Here is a 16,929-nt window from a genome sequence, read left to right as displayed (position 1 = left end):
TATCGGTTGCGACGTTCGTCGCCCCCGTGCTCATGGGCCTCGACCCCAACCTCGCGATCATGATGTCGGGCGTCGCGACCGTCGTCACCGGCGCGGTCGTCATGCTGATCGGCTTCAACCTCGCGCCGGTGACCGCATCCACCTACTGGCCGCAGGACCAGTGGACGGCCCTGCTCGTGATGCTGTTCACCGGGCTGGCCGTCGTGTCTGCGCGGCTTCTGGTCCCGGATCGCGATCTTCCTCGGGCTGGTCTTCGGCTACGGAATCTCCTGGGTCTTCGACCGGGTCCTCGGAAAGATCCGGCGACCCGCTGGACGACAAGCTCGGCACCGCGATCTCGGCGGACGGCGCGGCCTCCATGCTGTCGACCGCGGTGGGCGGCCCGCCGAACACCACGTACTCCGAGAACATCGGCGTGATGGCGGCGACCCGGGTCTACTCGACCGCCGCGTACTGGGCCGCCGCGGGCTTCGCGCTGCTGTTCGGCATCTGCCCCAAGTTCGGCGCGGTCGTTGCCGCCATCCCGGGCGGTGTCCTCGGCGGCATCACCGTGATCCTGTACGGCATGATCGGCCTGCTCGGCGCGCAGATCTGGATCAACGCCAAGGTGGACCTGCGCAACCCGCTGAACCTGGTGCCGGCCGCGGCGGGCATCATCATCGGCGTCGGCAACGTCAGCATGAAGTTCGGCGACACCTTCGCCCTCAGCGGCATCGCGCTCGGCACCCTGGTCGTCATCACCGGCTACCACGCGCTGCGCGCCTTCGCGCCCGCCCACCTCAAGAAGCAGGAGCCGCTGCTGGACGAGGGCACGTCGTGGTACGGCGACGAGGCCCAGGGCACCCGGCCCGCCTCGTAGGCCGACAGCCCGCCCCTCGGCCCGTCCCGGCGGCGGCAGCGTTCCCCCGTTCCGGGGAAGCGCCGGGCCCGTCGGTGTCCGGGCCGTCCCGGGCCTGGGACGCTGCCCCCATGGGGCAATCGGCACAACTCACCCACAGCCCGGACACAGTGGGCGCGGCGGTCGCCCGGATGCGCGACCTGGCCGCCGCGCTGCCCGAGCACGACGGGGTCGCCGTCTTCCACCGCGTGTACCTGGCCGCCACCGAGGCGGTCGGCCGGTGGCCGACGACCACGCTGGACCTGCCGCTTACCGCGCGGTATCTCGCCGCCGTGGACGCGGCCGCCGAGGGGCGGCGGCCGCCCGCCTGCTGGCGGCCGCTGTTCCAGTTCCGCCGGCATCCGGGGGTGCGGCCGGCGCAGTTCGCGCTGGCCGGCGTCCACGCGCACATCGGCCACGACCTGGCCCTCTCCGTGGTGGACACCTGCCGGGCGGAGCAGCGCGAACCGGCCGAGCTTGAGGGCGAGTTCGACCGCCTGGGCGATTTCCTCCTGGCGCTGGAGGAGCGCGTCCGCGAGGATCTGGCGCCGGAGCCCGACCTGCTCCGGATCACCGACCCGCTCACCCACCTGCTCGGCTCATGGGACCTGGAGCGGGCCCGGGAGGCGAGCTGGTCGGCCGTGCGGGCACTGTGGGCGCTGCGCCGACTGCCCGACGTGGCCGAGGAGTTCGGCCGTCGGCTGGACGCCGCGGTCGGCTTCGACTGCCGCATGATGCTCACGCCGCTGCCCGGCTGATCCGGACATCCGCCCGCACCTTCCCGGAACTGGCCGGTAATAACTGTACGTTGACCGTGGGACACGGACGATCACGAAGGAGCGCACCATCATGGCGACCCGACTGGGAATCGGCCTTCCGCAGCAACGGCAGTACGACCTCGGCAGGGACGTGCCCGACGTGGCACGCGCGGTGGAACGCATCGGCTACGACAGCGTGTGGGTGTACGAACGGGCCCTGTTCCCCGAGCCCGCCACCCAGGGGCTGTACGGCATCGAGGGCCTGCCCTGGCCCGACTCGTACCGGCACGTGGCCGACCCGCTGGTCACGCTCACCCTGGCCGCGGCGGCCACCGAACGGGTCCGGCTGGGCAGCAGCGTGCTGGTCGCGCCGCTGCACATGCCGTTCCAGCTCGCCAAGGCCCTCGCCTCGCTGGACGCGGCCAGCGGCGGCCGGGTGATCGCCGGCTTCGGCACGGGCTGGTCCCTGGACGAGTACGCGGCGGCGGGGATCCGGCCGATCGAGGAGCGCGGCCGGGTACTGGACGAGGTGATCGACGTCTGCCGGGCCGTGTGGGGGCCGGACCCGGTGCGCTACGACGGCGGCATCACGAAGATCGCGTCGGCGGTGGTGGGCCCCAAGCCGGCCCGGCCGATCCCGATCCTGCTGGCCGCGGGCACCCGCAGGGCCCAAAAGCGGCTCGTCGAGCACGCCGACGGCTGGCTGCCGGTGGCCATGGGCGTCGAGCAGGTCGCGAGCCAGTGGGACGCCTTGCGGGACCTGGCCGCCGAGCGGGGCCGGCAGCAGCCGATCCGGACGGTGCTGCGGGCGAACGCGTCGTACTCGGCCAAGGCGTACGAGGGCGCCGGCCGCCGGCCGTTCCAGGGCGACGTGGACCAGATCGTCGAGGACCTCCTCGCGTACGCGGCGATCGGTCTGGAGGAGATCCTGGTCGACGTGCAGAGCGGCCTGCGGGATGCCGAGGAGCTCAAGGACGTCGCCGAGGAGGTGTTCGAGAAGGCGCGGGCGGCCGGGGTGTGACCGCCCCGGACCTCCGTCAGTCCTCCGGGAGTTCGACCGGCGCGATGTCGTCGTAGACGTCGCCGGGGCCGGGGTTGGCCGGGTCGGTGCCGCCGCCGAGGTGGTGCATGACGCCCCAGACCGCGTTCAGCGCGGTCTGCACGGCGCCCTCGGCCCACCCGGCCGTCCAGGAGATGTCGTCGCCGGCGAGGAAGACGCCCCGCTTGTCCTCGGGCAGCCGGTCCTGCATGAAGTGGGTGAACAGGCGCCGCTGGTAGCGGTAGTGGCCGGGCAGGTTGGCCTTGAACGCGCCCATGAAGTAGGGCTCGTTCTCCCAGGACACGGTCACCGGGCTGCCGATGATGTGTCCCCTGATGTCGACGTCCGGATAGATCTCCGACAGCGACTTCAGCATGACCTCCATCCGCTCGTTCGCGGACAGCGGCAGCCACTTCAGGCTGTCGTCGCACCAGGTGTAGGAGAGGCAGATGACGGCGGGCTTGTCCGGGCCGTCGTCGAGCAGGTAGGTGCCGCGGGTCATGCGGTCGGTGAGCGTCATCGACATCACGTCCCGCCCGGTCGGCTCGCCCCTGTCGTCGACGGCCTTGTCCCGCCAGAACGGCCGGTCGACGGGCACGAAGAGCTTGCTGGACTCCATGTAGTGGGTGCGCTCGATCGCGGTCCAGTGGTCGATCGGGAAGAGCGCGTCGTCGCACCGGACCTTGGACAGCAGCATCCAGGACTGGGCGGTGAAGATCGCCGCCCGGTAGGTGCGGATGTCGCCGTTCGCGTCCGTCACCGTGATGCGGTTGTTCGCGGTGCGGTGCAGCCGGGTGACGGCGGGGCGCGGTTCGCCGTCCACGTGCAGGGACTTCAGCGACGTGCCGTAGGGCCAGTGCACGAGCTTCTCCGGCTCGCGCTCCCAGAGCCGGAGCGGCAGTTGCTGCGAGCCGCCCACGATGCCGCGGTGGTGGTCGTCGGCCTCGGTGTAGACGACGCGCAGGATCTCCAGGATGGAGTTGGGGAAGTCGGTGTCCCAGCCGCCGGTGCCGAAGCCGACCTGGCCGAAGATCTCGCGGTGCCGGAAGGATCTGAAGGCCTCGGACTCGCACAGGAAGCCGTAGAAGGTCTGGTTGTCGAGCTTCTCGACCAGGCGGGACCAGATCTCGCGGATGCGCGGCACGTCGCGCTCGCGCAGGGCACGGTTCATGTCGGAGAAGTCGGCGCCCTCCTCCAGGCAACGGTTCCAGGCGTCCGCCACGTCCCGGTAGACCTGCGGCAGGTCGTCGATGGTCTCGGCGTAGTGCGACTCGCCCTTGAGGTCGACGACGGTCGACGGGGTCGCCTCGGCCAGGGGGTTGGGGAACGGCCGGGTCTCCAGACCCACCAGGTCGATGTAGTGCTGCAGGGCGGTGGAGGACGGCGGGAAGCGCATGGCGCCCATCTCGGCGGTCAGCGACTCGTCGCAGCCCTCGAAGCCGACGGTGCGCAGCCGGCCGCCGATCCGGTCGGCCTCGTAGACGACGGGCTTGAGGCCCATCTTCATCAGCTCGTAGGCGGCGATGATGCCGGACAGGCCGCCGCCGATGATCGCGACCTCGGTGCCGTGCTCGGTCGCGGGGACCTGGCCCAGGCCCGCCGGGTGGGCGAGGAAGTCGTCGTACGCGTACGGGAAGTCCGGGCCGAACATGGTGATCGGCGGCTGCTGCTCGCCTGCGTGCTCGGCGGCGTTGGGCACCGTGGACGTCATGGGGTGCGGACTCCTTGCGCGAAAGAACCGGGGAGGGGGGAGGGAGAGGGGGGTCTGAGGGGGCCCGAGGGGGAACCCTGAGGGTCGGTCAGACGAGCGACCCGTAGAGGCCGGGGCGGCGGCCCTCCAGATACGGGTTGGCCTCGCGGGAGGCCGTGAGGAAGGCGGGGTCCGCGTCCGCGAGGACCAGTTCCTCGGACCGGCCGGCGCGGGTGCGCGCCACGCCGTCGGGGCCGGCCAGGGCGGAGAGCCCGACGAACTCGAACTCGCCCTCGGTGCCGACCCGGTTGACGTAGGCGATGTACATCTGGTTCTCGAAGGCGCGCACCGGGACCAGGGACTCGGCGACGAACTGGAACGGGTGCATCAGCGCCGTCGGGACGACGAGGAGGTCGGTGCCGGCCAGGGCGTGGGCGCGGACGTTCTCCGGGAACTCCACGTCGTAGCAGATGATCAGGCCGACGGTCAGTCCGTTCAGCTCGGCCTGGACGACCGGCTGCTCGCCCGGCGTGAACTGGGCGTGCTCGAAGTCGCCGAACAGGTGGGTCTTGCGGTAGCCGGCGAGGCGGGTGCCGTCGGCGGAGATCAGCTGCACGGAGTTGTACACCGCCTCGCCGTCCCGCTCCGGGTAGCCGTAGGCGACGGCCAGCCCGTGCCGGCGGGCCAGCTCCGCGACCGCGTCCGCCCAGTCGCCGTCGGCGGGCTGGGCCAGGCGGCCGATGTCGTCGCCGATCGCGTACCCGGTCAGGAACAACTCCGATGTCGCCAGCAGCCCGGCCCCAGCGGCGGCGGCGCGTCCGGCGGCGGTGTCGAGGACCTCGAGGTTCTCGGCGACGGCGCCGGGGCGGCCGGAGCTCTGGAGCAGGGCGGTGCGCATGGTTGTTCCTCACCGGTACGGGACGGGGGTCGGGGATCTCTTAGACGCTACGGTCGGCGGCCTGGGGCGGACAAGCGGCAGCCGTTGCGCGTCGATGATCTTTTCGTTGCGTACGACCGGCGATGAACGGCGATTCGTTGCGCGTCCCGCGAAGACGCCCTCTACATCACCGTGCGCGCAGCCCACTCAGGCCGGCCGCCGAACCGCACGGCAGGGCACGCGACGCCTCGTCGAAGACGGGCCCGGCCCCGGGAACGGCACCTGGACGACCGGGCAGCGGAGCCAGAAGCAGGACGCGTCGCTGGAAGCGAGCAGCCTCGCCGGAGCGGGTGGCCAGGTCGGGCTCGCCGCGAGACGATGGCGCGGACGCCGGACGCCGGACGCCGGACGGCCGACCGAGGGAGCCGCGATGTACCCCGCCGCCATCACCGCCCTGCCTCACGTGGACGAGCACGCGACCGTCGTCGCGGCCGGCGCCGACGCCGTCTGGCGCGGGATCGGGGATGTCCTGGACCGCTCCTTCGCGAGTCCCCGGGCCACCCGTTACGCCCGCCTGGTGGGCTGCGCCGACCGGGCGGCGGACGGCCCGCGGCCCCTGGCCGAGGGCTCGACGGTGCCCGGTTTCCGGGTCGTCTCGGCGGTGGTGGGGCGGGAACTGGTACTCACCGGGCGGCACCGCTTCTCGTCGTACGCCCTGATCCTCCGGCTCGAACAGGCGGGCCCGGGACGGTCGCGGCTGCGCGCGGAGACCCGGGCGGCGTTCCCCGGCCCGGCCGGCCGGCTCTACCGGACGCTGGTGATCGGCACGGGCGGCCATGCGGTCGGCATGCGGCGCCTGCTGTCGGCGATCGGCCACCGGTCGACGACGGACTGAAACGGACCCGCGCCCGGCACGCGTGTCAGCCGGGCGCGCCCGAGGAGAAGCGGCGCAGCAGAGGTGAGAGCACCAGGACGGACTTGGTCCGTTCCACGAACGGCTCGCCGGCGATCCGCTCCAGGACCCGTTCGAAGTGCCGCATGTCGGCGGCGAAGACCTGGACGATCGCGTCCGCCTCGCCGGTGACGGTGGAGGCGGACACGACCTCCTGGTAGCGCTCCAGGCCGCGTTGGATGGTCTCCGGGGAGGTGTTGCTGCGGCAGTAGATCTCGACGAACCCCTCGGTCTGCCAGCCGAGCGCGGCCGGGTCGACCCGGACGGTGAAACCGGTGATGGCGCCGGTGGCGCGCAGCCGGTCCACGCGCCGCTTCACGGCGGGCGCGGACAGGCCGACCAGCTGCCCGATGTCCGCGTAGGAGCGGCGGGCGTCCTCGGCGAGGGCGTGCACGATGCGTTCGTCGAGATCGTTCAGCACTGTGGGTGGATCACTTCTCGGGACTCTGCGGCTCAGTTCCAGCTGGCGTGCAGCGGCTTGCCCTCGGCGTAGCCGGCCGCGCTCTGGATGCCCACGATGGCCTTGTCGGCGAACTCCTCCAGGGAGCCGGCCCCGGCGTAGGTGCACGAGGAGCGGACGCCCGCGATGACCGAGTCGATCAGGTCCTCGACGCCCGGCATGGCCGGGTCGAGGAACATCCGGGAGGTGGAGATGCCCTCCTCGAACAGCGCCTTGCGGGCGCGGTCGTACGCCGACTCCTCGGAGGTGCGGTGGCGCACCGCGCGCGCGGAGGCCATGCCGAACGACTCCTTGTAGGGGCGGCCGTTCGCGTCGTGCTGGAGGTCGCCGGGCGACTCGAAGGTGCCCGCGAACCAGGAGCCGACCATCACGTTGGACGCGCCGGCCGCGAGCGCCATCGCCACGTCGCGCGGGTGGCGGACACCGCCGTCGGCCCAGACGTGCTTGCCGTACTTCCTCGCCTCGGCGGCGCACTCCAGGACCGCGGAGAACTGCGGGCGGCCCACGCCGGTCATCATGCGGGTGGTGCACATGGCGCCCGGTCCCACCCCGACCTTGACGATGTCCGCGCCCGCCTCGATCAGGTCCTTGACGCCCTCGGCGGAGACGATGTTGCCGGCCACGATCGGCACCTGCGGGTCGAGGTCGCGGACCAGCTTGACGGCGCTGATCATCGACTCCTGGTGGCCGTGCGCGGTGTCGATGACGAGGGTGTCGACGCCCGCGTCGAGCAGCTGCTTGGCCTTGCCGGCCACGTCGCCGTTGATGCCCACGGCGGCGGCGACGCGCAGCCTGCCCCGGGCGTCGGTGGCGGGGGTGTACAGCGTGGCGCGCAGGGCGCCCTTGCGGGTGAGGATGCCGGCGAGCCTGCCGTCCTTGTCCACGGCGGGCGCGTAGCGGCGGTTGGCTCCGTCGAGGGTGTTGAAGGCTTCGCGCGGGTCGATGTCCGCGTCCAGCAGGAGCAGGTCCTTGCTCATGACCACTTCGAGCTGGGTGAAGCGGTCGACGCCGGTCAGGTCCCGGTCGGTGACCACGCCGACCGGCCGGTGCTGCTCGTCGACGACCACGCCGGCGTTGTGCGCGCGCTTGGGCAGCAGGGCCAGCGCGTCGGCGACGGTCTGGTGCGGGGCCAGCACGATCGGGGTGTCCAGGACCAGGTGGCGGCTCTTGACCCAGGAGATCACGTCGGTGACGACGTCGATCGGGATGTCCTGCGGGATGACCACGAGGCCGCCGCGGCGGGCCACGGTCTCGGCCATGCGGCGCCCGGCGATGGCGGTCATGTTGGCGACGACGAGCGGGATGGTGGTGCCCGTGCCGTCCGGGGAGCTGAGGTCCACGCCCTGACGCGAGCCGACCGCGCTGCGGCTAGGCACCATGAAGACGTCGTCGTACGTCAGGTCGTACGTGGGCTGGATGTCATTGAGGAAACGCACGTGCCGCACATCCCAGTCGATCAGAGGTGACCCCCGGGCAGGTCCGCCAGGGGGAAAGAGCACGTACTTCATTCTCCCATGACGCGGACCGTGCCGTGCCCGGGCCGAAGGTCCAGGCCATCCGGCCGCCCGCTAGGAGGAACCTCCAAGCGCGAGGGCGACGTCCAGGGCGGGACGGCCGCCCACCGGGGCGGCGAGGACCTCCTCGACGATCTCCCACTCCTCGGGCCTGGCCTGCGCGTACGCCCGCCAGCCCCGTACCACGATCAGCATCCCCCGCTCCACGGCCTCGGCGGGCCAGAGGGTCTCGTCGCCGAGGCTGTCGGCCAGCGCGTCCCAGTTCCGCCCGAACCAGTCGGGCAGCGCGAGGGCGCGGGCGGCGCGGTCCATCAGTCCCGCCTTGTCCGTGACTCCGTCGAGGTCCAGCGTGACCACGACCCGGCCCGCCAGGTCTTCGCTCATCTCAGTACCGCCCGGAACGTGTTGTAGTGATCATCGGTGTAGTAGAACTCCCCACCCTGGCCTGCGACGATGCGCCTGGCTCCACGGTCTCGCGACCCCGGGGTCCGCACCGTGTACTCGTGGTAATAGCCGCGCGGCTCCTTGGGCAGCCGCCCCTCGAAGTTGCCGAACACGGTGTTGTCCTGCCGGTACGGGTAGGGGCCGCCCCTGTCGATGAGGTCCAGGGTCTGCCGGGCCTCGGCCGGCAGCCGGGACTGGCCGATCGTCGCCATCCCGTGGGCCCACGACGGGGCCGAGGGGTCGGAACCGGTCGGCCCGGAGGGCGAGCAGCCCGTCAGGAGGACGGCGAGCGTGACGAGGAGCCCCGCGAGCACACGGGGGACGAACCGCAGCAGCATGCCGTCGATGCTCCCACGGCCGTCCCGCGCGGACTCGTCAGGGGCCGTCAGAGTCCGTCAGGGTCTGCCCTGTTGAGAGCGGGCCTGGGGGTGGGCCCCGCCGTCATCAGGTAGTCCGCGGCCGAGGTGTCCGTGACCAGGCTGGTGACCAGGCCGGACCGCAGCACCGCGTCGATCGCCGCCGCCTTGCGCTGCCCGCCCGCGATCGCGACGACCTCGGGGATCCGGCGCAGCTGGTCGGCCTTGACCGTGATGCACCGCTCCCCCAGGTCCCGTCCGATCCGGCGGCCCTCGGCGTCGAAGAGGTGCGCGGCCATCTCGGCGGCGACACCGAGCGAGGCGTAGTGGGCCCGCTCCTCGTCGCTGAGCATGTCGTGCACCGTCGAGATGCCCGGCTCCCAGGAGCCGATGGACACACAGGCGACGGTGACCTTGTCGAAGTACTCGTAGGCGCGCGCGATCCCGGTCTGGTGGCGCAGCGCCGCCGCGGTGGCCGCGTCCGGCAGCAGCATCGGCGCGTAGATGGGGTGGGCGTCGCCGCCGGAGACCTGGGCGGCGCGGCGCACGGCCTCCACCGAGCCGCGCTCGGAGGTACCGGCGTCGTACACGCCCGTCAGCTGCACCACCGTGCACGGCGGCAGCCGGTTCAGGGCCGCTGCCATGTGGATGGTGGACCGGCCCCAGGCCAGGCCCAGCACGTCTCCCTCGTCGACGAGTTCGCCGAGCAGATCGGCGGCCACTTCGCCGAGGTTCTCGGGGTCGGGCGTCTCCTCTGCCTCGGCCGGGGACTCGACCACGACGGCGTGCCTGAGGCCGTAGCGGGCGCGGAGCGCGTCGGAGCGCTCGGCGTCCAGCTCGGCCGGCACACGGATCTCGATGCGCACGAGATCCCGTTCGAGAGCGGTCTCCAGGACCCGGGCCACCTTGAAGCGGCTGACGCCGAACTCCTCGGCGATCTGGATCTTCGATTTGCCCTCGAGGTAGAAACGGCGGGCCATGGCCGCCGCCTGCACCAGCTCAGCGGGTCCCATCCGCATGGCTGACCGGCCCGCCGACATACCCGACACGGCGATCTCCTCACTGCTGTTCACACTCTGGATTCACCGTTCATCCTTGCAGATCCGGCGCGGTTGATCAGCCCTGAAGGTTGCCGTTCACGCAGCCGTTGTTCAGTGGCCGCATGCCCAGGACGCCTTGGTGGTGGCCGTTTCCGCCTGGTCTCGCAGGGCTCGCACCGCTTCGGCGGGGTCCTGCGCCCCGTAGACCGCCGATCCCGCGACGAACACGTCCGCGCCGGCCTCCGCGCACCGCTCGATCGTCGAGGCCGACACCCCGCCGTCGACCTGGAGCCACAGCTGGAGGCCGTGCTTGCCGATCAGCTCCCGGGTGCGGCGGATCTTGGGCAGCATGATGTCGAGGAAGGCCTGGCCGCCGAAGCCCGGCTCCACCGTCATGATCAGGAGCATGTCGAGTTCGGGGAGCAGGTCCTCGTACGGCTCGATGGGGGTGGCGGGCTTGAGGGCCATCGAGGCCCGGGCGCCCTTGGCACGGATCTCGCGGGCCAGTCGGACGGGGGCGGCGGCCGCCTCGACGTGGAAGGTCACGGAGGAGGCGCCCGCCTCGACGTACTGCGGTGCCCAGCGGTCGGGCTGCTCGATCATCAGATGGCAGTCCAGCGGGGTGTCCGTCGCCCGGGCCAGGGACTCCACGACGGGCACGCCGAGCGTGAGGTTCGGGACGAAGTGGTTGTCCATGACGTCGACGTGGAGCCAGTCGGCCCCCTCGACCGCCTTCGCCTCCTCGGCGAGGCGCGCGAAGTCGGCGGACAGGATGCTGGGGTTGATCTGCACGGCCATGCCCCAAGCGTGCCATGCCCGGGCCCACGGCTCCGCCCCGGTACCCGGCGGAGGGGTCGGTCAGGCGGTGCGGCGGATCAGGGCCAGGTACATCGCGTCGGTTCCGTGCAGGTGCGGCCACAGCTGTACGTCGGGGCCGTCGCCGAGGGCCCCGACGCCCGGCAGCAGCGGGCGGGCGTCGATCAGGTCGGCGTCGGGGAACTGCTTGAGCACGTCGGTGACCACGGCACGGGTCTCGGCCAGGTGCGGGGAGCAGGTCGCGTAACCGACCACACCGCCGACGCGCACCGACTCCAGGGCGGTGCGCAGCAGGCCGCGCTGGAGCGGGGCGAAGCCGTCCAGGTCCTCCGGGCGGCGCCGCCACCGTGCCTCCGGGCGCCTGCGCAGGGCGCCGAGCCCCGTGCACGGGACGTCGACGAGGACGCGGTCGAAGCTGCCCGGCCGCCAGGCGGGGCGCGTGCCGTCGGCGGCGATCACCTGGTACGGGCCGGGGTTGCCGGCCAGCGCCTTCGCCACCAGGCCGGCCCGGTGGGGCTGCTTCTCGGAGGCGAGCAGGACGGCTCCGCGCTCGGCGGCGAGCGCCGCCAGCAGGGCCGCCTTGCCGCCGGGGCCCGCGCATCCGTCGAGCCACTTCCCGTCCGGGCCGTCGAGGGGCGCGTTCGCCAGGGCGAGCGCGACGAGCTGACTGCCCTCGTCCTGGACGCCGGCCCGGCCCTCCCGTACGGCGTCCACGGCGCCCGGTTCGCCGCCCTCGGTCAGCCGCACGGCGTACGGCGACCAGCGGCCCGGCACCGCGGCCTCCTCACGCAGCAGTTCCTCGGTGGTGGCCCGTCCGGGCCGGGCGACCAGGGTCACCTCCGGTCGCTCGTTGTCGGCCTCCAGCAGGTCCTCGATCCCGGCGCGTGGGCCGCCGAGGGAGTCCCACAGGGCGGAGACGACCCAGCGGGGGTGGGAGTGGACGACGGCGAGGTGGTCCTCGGGATCCTCGTCGTAGGGCGGGGCGATCTGCTCCAGCCACCCGTCGAGGTCGTTCCGCGCGACCTTGCGCAGCACGGCGTTGACGAACTTGGCCCGCCCGTCGCCGAGGACGACCCGGGCGAGCTCGACGGTGGCGGACACGGCGGCGTGGCTCGGGATGCGCGTCCCGAGCAGCTGGTGGGCGCCGAGGGTCAGCACGTCCAGGACGGGCGGGTCGACCTCCCGCAGCGGGCGGTCGACGCAGTCCGCGAGGATCGCGTCGTACGTCCCCTGGCGGCGCAGCGTGCCGTACACCAGCTCGGTGGCCAGCGCGGCGTCCCGGCCGTCGAAGTCACCCTTCTCGCGTGCCTTGCGCAGCAGCGGGGGCAGGACGAGGTTGGCGTAGGCGTCCCGCTCGTCCACGGCGCGCAGCGCCTCGAAGGCGAGGAGGCGGACGGGGTCCTTCTGGGGTCGGCGGTAGGGCTTTGCGGGCCTGCGGGGCCGACGGGTGTCGCTCACGGAAAAGGTGCTCCGGTTGTCTGGGTGCGCCGCGCTCGAACGCGCTGTGCACCCAGCCTACGTCCCGGTCCGGGCCGCCAGGTCAGCCCCCGAGCGCCTCGCCCTCCGCGATGCGCGCCCCGCGCGCCCAGTCCGCCGCCCGCATCGGCTTCTTGCCCTGGGCCTGCACCCACAACAGCTCGACGGCGTACGAACCGGTGCCGACGTGGACGCTGTTCTTGCCGACGGCGAGCGCGCCCGGGGCGAGGTCGGTGCGCTGCGGCGCCAAGGCGGCCTGGATCAGCTTGAGCCGCTCGCCGCGGAACGTGGTCCAGGCGCCGGGCGCCGGTGTGCAGCCGCGCACCACGCGGTCCACGCGCAGGGCGGGGGCCGTCCAGTCGACGTGGGCGTCCTCGACGGTGATCTTGGGGGCGAGGGTGACGCCCTCGGCCGGCTGCGGCACGGCCTTGAGGGTGCCGTCCTCGATGCCGTCCATGGTCGCGGCGAGCAGTCCGGACCCGGCGAAGGCGAGCCGGGTGAGCAGGTCGCCGCTGGTGTCGGTGGGCCGGATCTCCTCGGTGACGGTGCCGTAGACCGGGCCGGAGTCGAGTCCTTCCTCGATGAGGAAGGTGGACGCGCCGGTGATCTGGTCCCCGGCCATGAGGGAGTGCTGCGCGGGGGCGGCGCCACGCCAGGCGGGCAGAAGGGAGAAGTGCAGGTTGACCCAGCCGTGGGCGGGGATGTCGAGGGCCGCCCTGGGCAGCAGGGCACCGTAGGCGACGACCGGGCAGCAGTCCGGGGCGATCTCCCTGAGCCGCTCCAGGAACTCCGGGTCCCGCGGCTTGACCGGCTTGAGCACCTCGATCCCGGCCTCCTCCGCCCGTTCGGCGACCGGGCTCGCGACCAGCCTGCGCCCGCGTCCGGCCGGCGCGTCGGGCCGGGTGACGACGGCGGCCACCTCGTGCCGCCCGGAGGCGAGCAGGGCGTCCAGGGCGGGAACGGCGACCTCGGGGGTACCGGCGAAGACGAGCTTCATGAGGTGGGCTGGGCCTCTCGGGCGGGATGGACGGCGGGCAGCGCACCAGTCTATGGCCACGTGCCGGAAGCCGTGGCCGACAGGCAGGGCGGGGCCGCGGACGGCGAGCGGGCGGCAAGCGGGCGACAAGACGGGACGGCGGGGGCGGCAGGCGACGGGGCGGCAGGTGTCGGGGGGCGGACGGTGAGGACCGTCGGCGGTCGCGCAGCGCGCGCCCGGCGCGCGGGGGCGTACGTATGTGTCCCTACGCCCCCACACCGTGACCCGTGGAGCGCAAGCGCGTTGGTCAAGAAAGAGTTGACCACAGTGGGCCGGCTGCTCGGCCCGATTCCTTTCAACGCCGGTTCGAGAGGCTTGTTCATGGCCGACCACGCAACCCACGACGCCCAGGCCCGGGCCAGCCTGCATCTGCTGGTGCGGGACATCGAGCGGGTCCGCCGGCAGGTGGACGCGCTGCGCACGCTCACCGCCCAGTTGGGCAACGTCTACCGCCCGCGCCGCTCCGGCCCCTCCACGGGCTTCGTCGTCTACGGGCGTGCCCCCGCCCCGACCGTCCGTCTCGCGCAGGAACTGCGCGACAGTGTCGAAACCCTGGTCACGGCCGCCGTGGACTTCGACCGCTCGCTCGGCTTCTCCTGGGACGCCGTCGGCTCGGCCCTCGGTGTCACCAAGCAGGCGGTCCACCGGCGTTACGGCGCCCGCCGCGCGGCGGCCCAGGCCGCCGCGGAGACCGAGCGGGCCCCGGAGCCGACGGGCACCCGTACGGTCAACGTCGGCGCCGGCATCCCCGCGGTCCCCGCAGTGCCCACAGTCCCCGCGGCCCGCTCCATGCCGACCCAGCCGACGGCCGGCAGTCCGTCCCTGCGCGAGGAGCCCCGCCCCACCGCCTTCCCCGGTCCGCGCAACGGCTGAACGCCCCTTCTCGCGCGCCCCTCCCGGCGGGCAACCGGGAGGGTCCTCGACCTCCCCCGGCGACCGGGCATCGACGGCACCCGTCGGCTCCCCCTCGCGCGGCCCCCGCGCGACCGGGCACCCCGGACATCCCGCACACCATGGCGGCGCTTTCGCGGCTCCGGACATACGGCCGCCGGGCTGCCCGACGGGGCCCGTGCCGGCCGGTACGACACGGTCCCGCCTCGGCCGCCGCGTCGAGCACTCGGGGCGCAGCCGAGCCCTCGGGACGCACGGCACACCCCAGGGACAACGGCACGCCCAAGGACAAAGGACGGCACCCCGCACCGGCCCCACCGTGCGCCCCGATCACCCGACCCGAGCGGCGACCCGGCGATCCGTCCGCCGCGACCCGCCCGCGCCGCACGCGAACTCGGCCCCCTGCTCGCCCACGGCCGGGCCCGAGCACGGCTCTTCGGCGAGCGGCCGTACCGGGGCGGACGTTCCCGTTCCCCGCGCGGGCGTCGCCGAGTCAGCCGATGTCCGGTGGGTCGACGCGTATCCAGACCGGGTCCTGGGTTCCACGGGCCATACGGGCCGCCTGGGCGGACTTCAGGGCGGAGGCCAGGGCGGCTCCACTGCCGGGCGGGACGCGGATCAGGGCCCGCGTCCAGTGTTCACCGGGTGGCGGCGCGCCGGAGCGCCGAGGGCGGCCCGGCGGCGTGACCGGCAGCGGGACAGGGCCCAACACCTCCGCCTCGCGCGGCAGTTCGACGGCGGGAAGGAAGTCCTCCACCGCCTCCGCCGGGCCCGACACGGCCGCCATACGGGACACCGGGGGGAAACCGAGTTCGGCGCGCTCGGACAGCTCCCGCAGGGCGTGACCGACCGGATCCCAGCGCACCAGCGCCTGCACCGGGCGCAGGGTCGGTTCGGCGACGACGACCACGGTGCCGCCCGCCGGCTGCGGCCGCACGAGCGCGGCCCCCGCGATCCAGCGCCGCAGCGCGTCCTCGCCCGCCCGCAGATCGGGCCGCCCGAGCATGGCCCAGCCGTCCAGGAGCAGGGCCGCCGCGTACCCGCCCTCGGCGACCGGCTCGGCGCCCGGGGTGCTCACCACCAGCGCGGGTGTCCCCGGCACCGTGTCCAGCACGTGCTCGCGCCCCGAGGTCCGCACCGGTACGGACGGGAACGCCCGGCCCAGTTCCTCTGCGGTCCGCCGGGCTCCGACGATCTGGGCCCGCAGCCGGAACGAACCGCACTCCGGGCAGTGCCAGGCGGACTCCTCCCGCCCGCACCAGTCGCAGCCGAGGGCCCCCGCGTCCTGCCCCTGGAGGGGCCCCGAGCAGTGCCGGCACCGCGCGGGCGCCCGGCACTGCGCGCAGGCCATCCGCGGTACGTAACCCCGGCGGGGCACCTGCACCAGGACAGGCCCGTGCCGCAGCCCCTCCCTGGCCGCCTGCCAGGCGAGCGAGGGCAGCCGTGCCGCCCGCGCGGCCTCGTCCCGGGCGAGATCGGCGTCGCCCACCGTGCGTACGAGCGGAGCCGCCCGCCGCACCTGTTCCCTCGCGGCGACGAGCGGCCGGGCCCAGCCGCTCTCGACGAGCTGCGCCGCCTCCACCGTGCAGCTCCAACCACCCAGCAGGAAACCGCACTTGTCCTGCGCGGCGCGCAGCAGCAGCACCTCGCGGGCGTGCGGCTGCGGCGCGTGCTGCTCGCTGTGGCTGTCGTCCCCGTCGTCCCAGAGCGCGACAAGACCGAGGTCCCGCACCGGCGCGAACATGGCCGCCCGGGTGCCGACGACGGCCCGCACGGACCCCCGGCGCACGGCGAGCCACTGCCGGTACCGCTTCTCCGGCCCCGCGTCGGCGGTGAGCAGCGCGTGCCGCCCCTCGCCCAGGAGGGCCGTCAGCTCGGCGTCGACCCGGGCGGCGGCCCGCCCGTCCGGTACGACGACGAGCGCACCGCGCCCCGAGGCGAGCGCGGCGGCGACGGCGCGGGCCAGCTCCCCGCTCCACTCGGGCCCGGGCAGCGCGTTCCACACGGCACGCGGCGAGCCGCCCGCGGCCAGGGCCCGCACGAACGCGGCCCCCTGCTCGTACCGCGCCCAGGAACCCGCGTCGGGTGCGGGCGGCGGTGGCAGCGGTGCGGGCGAGGGCCGTTCCTCGGCCCGCGCCCTGCGCGGCGGCACCGCGAGTTGCAGGACGTCGGCGACGCTGCCCGCGTACCGGTCGGCGACGGCCCGCGCCAGAGCGAGCAGTTCCTCGCTGAGCACGGGCTCGGGCGACACGACCTGGGCGAGCGCGGCCAGCGGCCCCGCGTAGTCGGACTCGGCCCGGCGCTCGATCAGGTACCCGTCGATGAGGCCGCCGCCCTCGCGCCGGCCCTCGCGCACGCGGTGCCGTCCGGCTCCGAACCGCACGCGCACCCGCACCCCGGGCCGCGCGTCGGCGTCCAGTTCGGCGGGTACGGCGTAGTCGAAGTACCGGTCGAGGTGCAGTGCGCCCTTGTCGACCAGCACGCGCGCCACGGGCAGCTCCCCGGCCAGCGCGGCTCCACGCCAGGTGCGCGGCTTGGCCCGCGGCTCCTTCGCCTTGCGCACGCTCTCCCGGATGAGCGCAAGCTGCTCCGGCGGCGCCCCGGCGGCCCCGCCGTCCCCCGTCCCGTTCTCGCTGCTCACGCTTGCATTCTTACCAAACGGGACCGACAGCCGACGACGAGCGAGGCCCGGACCCACCAGGG

Annotated in this window: 15 protein-coding genes and 1 pseudogene; 5 read left to right on the top strand and 11 right to left on the bottom strand. The window is 73.6% G+C overall.

The genetic code is table 11. The annotated features are described in order from the left end of the window. Positions 1–80 precede the first annotated feature (80 nt). The 3 genes and pseudogenes from ACTYVM_RS08135 to ACTYVM_RS08125 form a co-directional block, all read left to right on the top strand. Positions 81–859, top strand: a pseudogene (locus ACTYVM_RS08135) (uracil-xanthine permease family protein); the annotation flags it as partial. 110 nt (positions 860–969) lie between these two features. Then, complete coding sequence (locus tag ACTYVM_RS08130; RefSeq protein WP_445525239.1) at positions 970–1,635, top strand: DUF5995 family protein; 666 nt, start codon at positions 970–972, stop codon at positions 1,633–1,635. Positions 1,636–1,726: 91 nt separating this feature from the next. Beyond that, the gene (locus tag ACTYVM_RS08125) at positions 1,727–2,656 is read left to right on the top strand and encodes an LLM class F420-dependent oxidoreductase (protein ID WP_445525238.1); all 930 of its coding nucleotides are present in this window, start codon (positions 1,727–1,729) and stop codon (positions 2,654–2,656) included. Between the two features lie 16 nt (positions 2,657–2,672). Here ACTYVM_RS08125 and ACTYVM_RS08120 read toward each other — a convergent pair whose 3' ends face one another. Beyond that, positions 2,673–4,385 (bottom strand): flavin monoamine oxidase family protein, encoded by a 1,713-nt coding sequence (locus tag ACTYVM_RS08120; protein ID WP_445525237.1) that lies wholly within the window; start codon positions 4,383–4,385, stop codon positions 2,673–2,675. Between the two features lie 88 nt (positions 4,386–4,473). Beyond that, positions 4,474–5,262, bottom strand: a complete 789-nt coding sequence (locus ACTYVM_RS08115) for a carbon-nitrogen hydrolase family protein (RefSeq protein ID WP_400031489.1) — start codon at positions 5,260–5,262, stop codon at positions 4,474–4,476. Between the two features lie 409 nt (positions 5,263–5,671). Here ACTYVM_RS08115 and ACTYVM_RS08110 point away from each other — a divergent pair, with 409 nt between their 5' ends. Next, positions 5,672–6,136, top strand: a complete 465-nt coding sequence (locus tag ACTYVM_RS08110; RefSeq protein WP_445525236.1) for a hypothetical protein — start codon at positions 5,672–5,674, stop codon at positions 6,134–6,136. A gap of 25 nt (positions 6,137–6,161) precedes the next feature. Here the strand turns inward: ACTYVM_RS08110 and ACTYVM_RS08105 are convergent, their stop codons facing one another. The 8 genes from ACTYVM_RS08105 to fmt all read right to left on the bottom strand — a co-directional run bounded on the left by ACTYVM_RS08105 (position 6,162) and on the right by fmt (position 13,296). Continuing rightward, the gene (locus ACTYVM_RS08105; protein ID WP_400031493.1) at positions 6,162–6,614 is read right to left on the bottom strand and encodes an Lrp/AsnC family transcriptional regulator; all 453 of its coding nucleotides are present in this window, start codon (positions 6,612–6,614) and stop codon (positions 6,162–6,164) included. A 32-nt stretch (positions 6,615–6,646) separates the two neighbouring features. Then, positions 6,647–8,089 carry a GuaB1 family IMP dehydrogenase-related protein gene (locus tag ACTYVM_RS08100; RefSeq protein WP_445525235.1) on the bottom strand — a complete coding sequence of 481 codons (1,443 nt, stop codon included), beginning with the start codon at positions 8,087–8,089 and terminating at the stop codon, positions 6,647–6,649. Positions 8,090–8,221: 132 nt separating this feature from the next. After that, positions 8,222–8,551, bottom strand: coding sequence for a barstar family protein (locus ACTYVM_RS08095; RefSeq protein WP_400031497.1), 330 nt, complete (start codon positions 8,549–8,551; stop codon positions 8,222–8,224). Next, positions 8,548–8,949, bottom strand: coding sequence for a guanyl-specific ribonuclease (locus ACTYVM_RS08090; protein WP_445525234.1), 402 nt, complete (start codon positions 8,947–8,949; stop codon positions 8,548–8,550). The genes ACTYVM_RS08095 and ACTYVM_RS08090 overlap by 4 nt, the downstream gene beginning before the upstream one ends. A gap of 47 nt (positions 8,950–8,996) precedes the next feature. Beyond that, positions 8,997–10,040 carry a sugar-binding transcriptional regulator gene (locus tag ACTYVM_RS08085; protein ID WP_445525233.1) on the bottom strand — a complete coding sequence of 348 codons (1,044 nt, stop codon included), beginning with the start codon at positions 10,038–10,040 and terminating at the stop codon, positions 8,997–8,999. A gap of 78 nt (positions 10,041–10,118) precedes the next feature. Continuing rightward, positions 10,119–10,805: a ribulose-phosphate 3-epimerase gene (gene rpe, locus ACTYVM_RS08080; protein ID WP_445525232.1), complete on the bottom strand. Its 687-nt coding sequence runs from the start codon at positions 10,803–10,805 to the stop codon at positions 10,119–10,121. 60 nt (positions 10,806–10,865) lie between these two features. Then, positions 10,866–12,281, bottom strand: a complete 1,416-nt coding sequence (locus ACTYVM_RS08075; protein ID WP_445525231.1) for an RsmB/NOP family class I SAM-dependent RNA methyltransferase — start codon at positions 12,279–12,281, stop codon at positions 10,866–10,868. Between the two features lie 82 nt (positions 12,282–12,363). Next, positions 12,364–13,296 (bottom strand): methionyl-tRNA formyltransferase, encoded by a 933-nt coding sequence (gene fmt / locus ACTYVM_RS08070; RefSeq protein WP_445525230.1) that lies wholly within the window; start codon positions 13,294–13,296, stop codon positions 12,364–12,366. A gap of 360 nt (positions 13,297–13,656) precedes the next feature. On the opposite strand from fmt, the gene ACTYVM_RS08065 reads away from it, so the two are divergent. Further along, positions 13,657–14,208, top strand: coding sequence for a hypothetical protein (locus ACTYVM_RS08065; RefSeq protein WP_445525229.1), 552 nt, complete (start codon positions 13,657–13,659; stop codon positions 14,206–14,208). A gap of 511 nt (positions 14,209–14,719) precedes the next feature. Here ACTYVM_RS08065 and ACTYVM_RS08060 read toward each other — a convergent pair. Continuing rightward, positions 14,720–16,867 carry a primosomal protein N' gene (locus tag ACTYVM_RS08060; RefSeq protein ID WP_445525228.1) on the bottom strand — a complete coding sequence of 716 codons (2,148 nt, stop codon included), beginning with the start codon at positions 16,865–16,867 and terminating at the stop codon, positions 14,720–14,722. Positions 16,868–16,929: the final 62 nt, after the last annotated feature.

This window comes from Streptomyces cyslabdanicus (genome assembly GCF_052663305.1).
The sequence above is the reverse complement of the archived record's forward strand: the minus strand, read 5'-3'. Positions and strand labels throughout refer to the sequence as shown.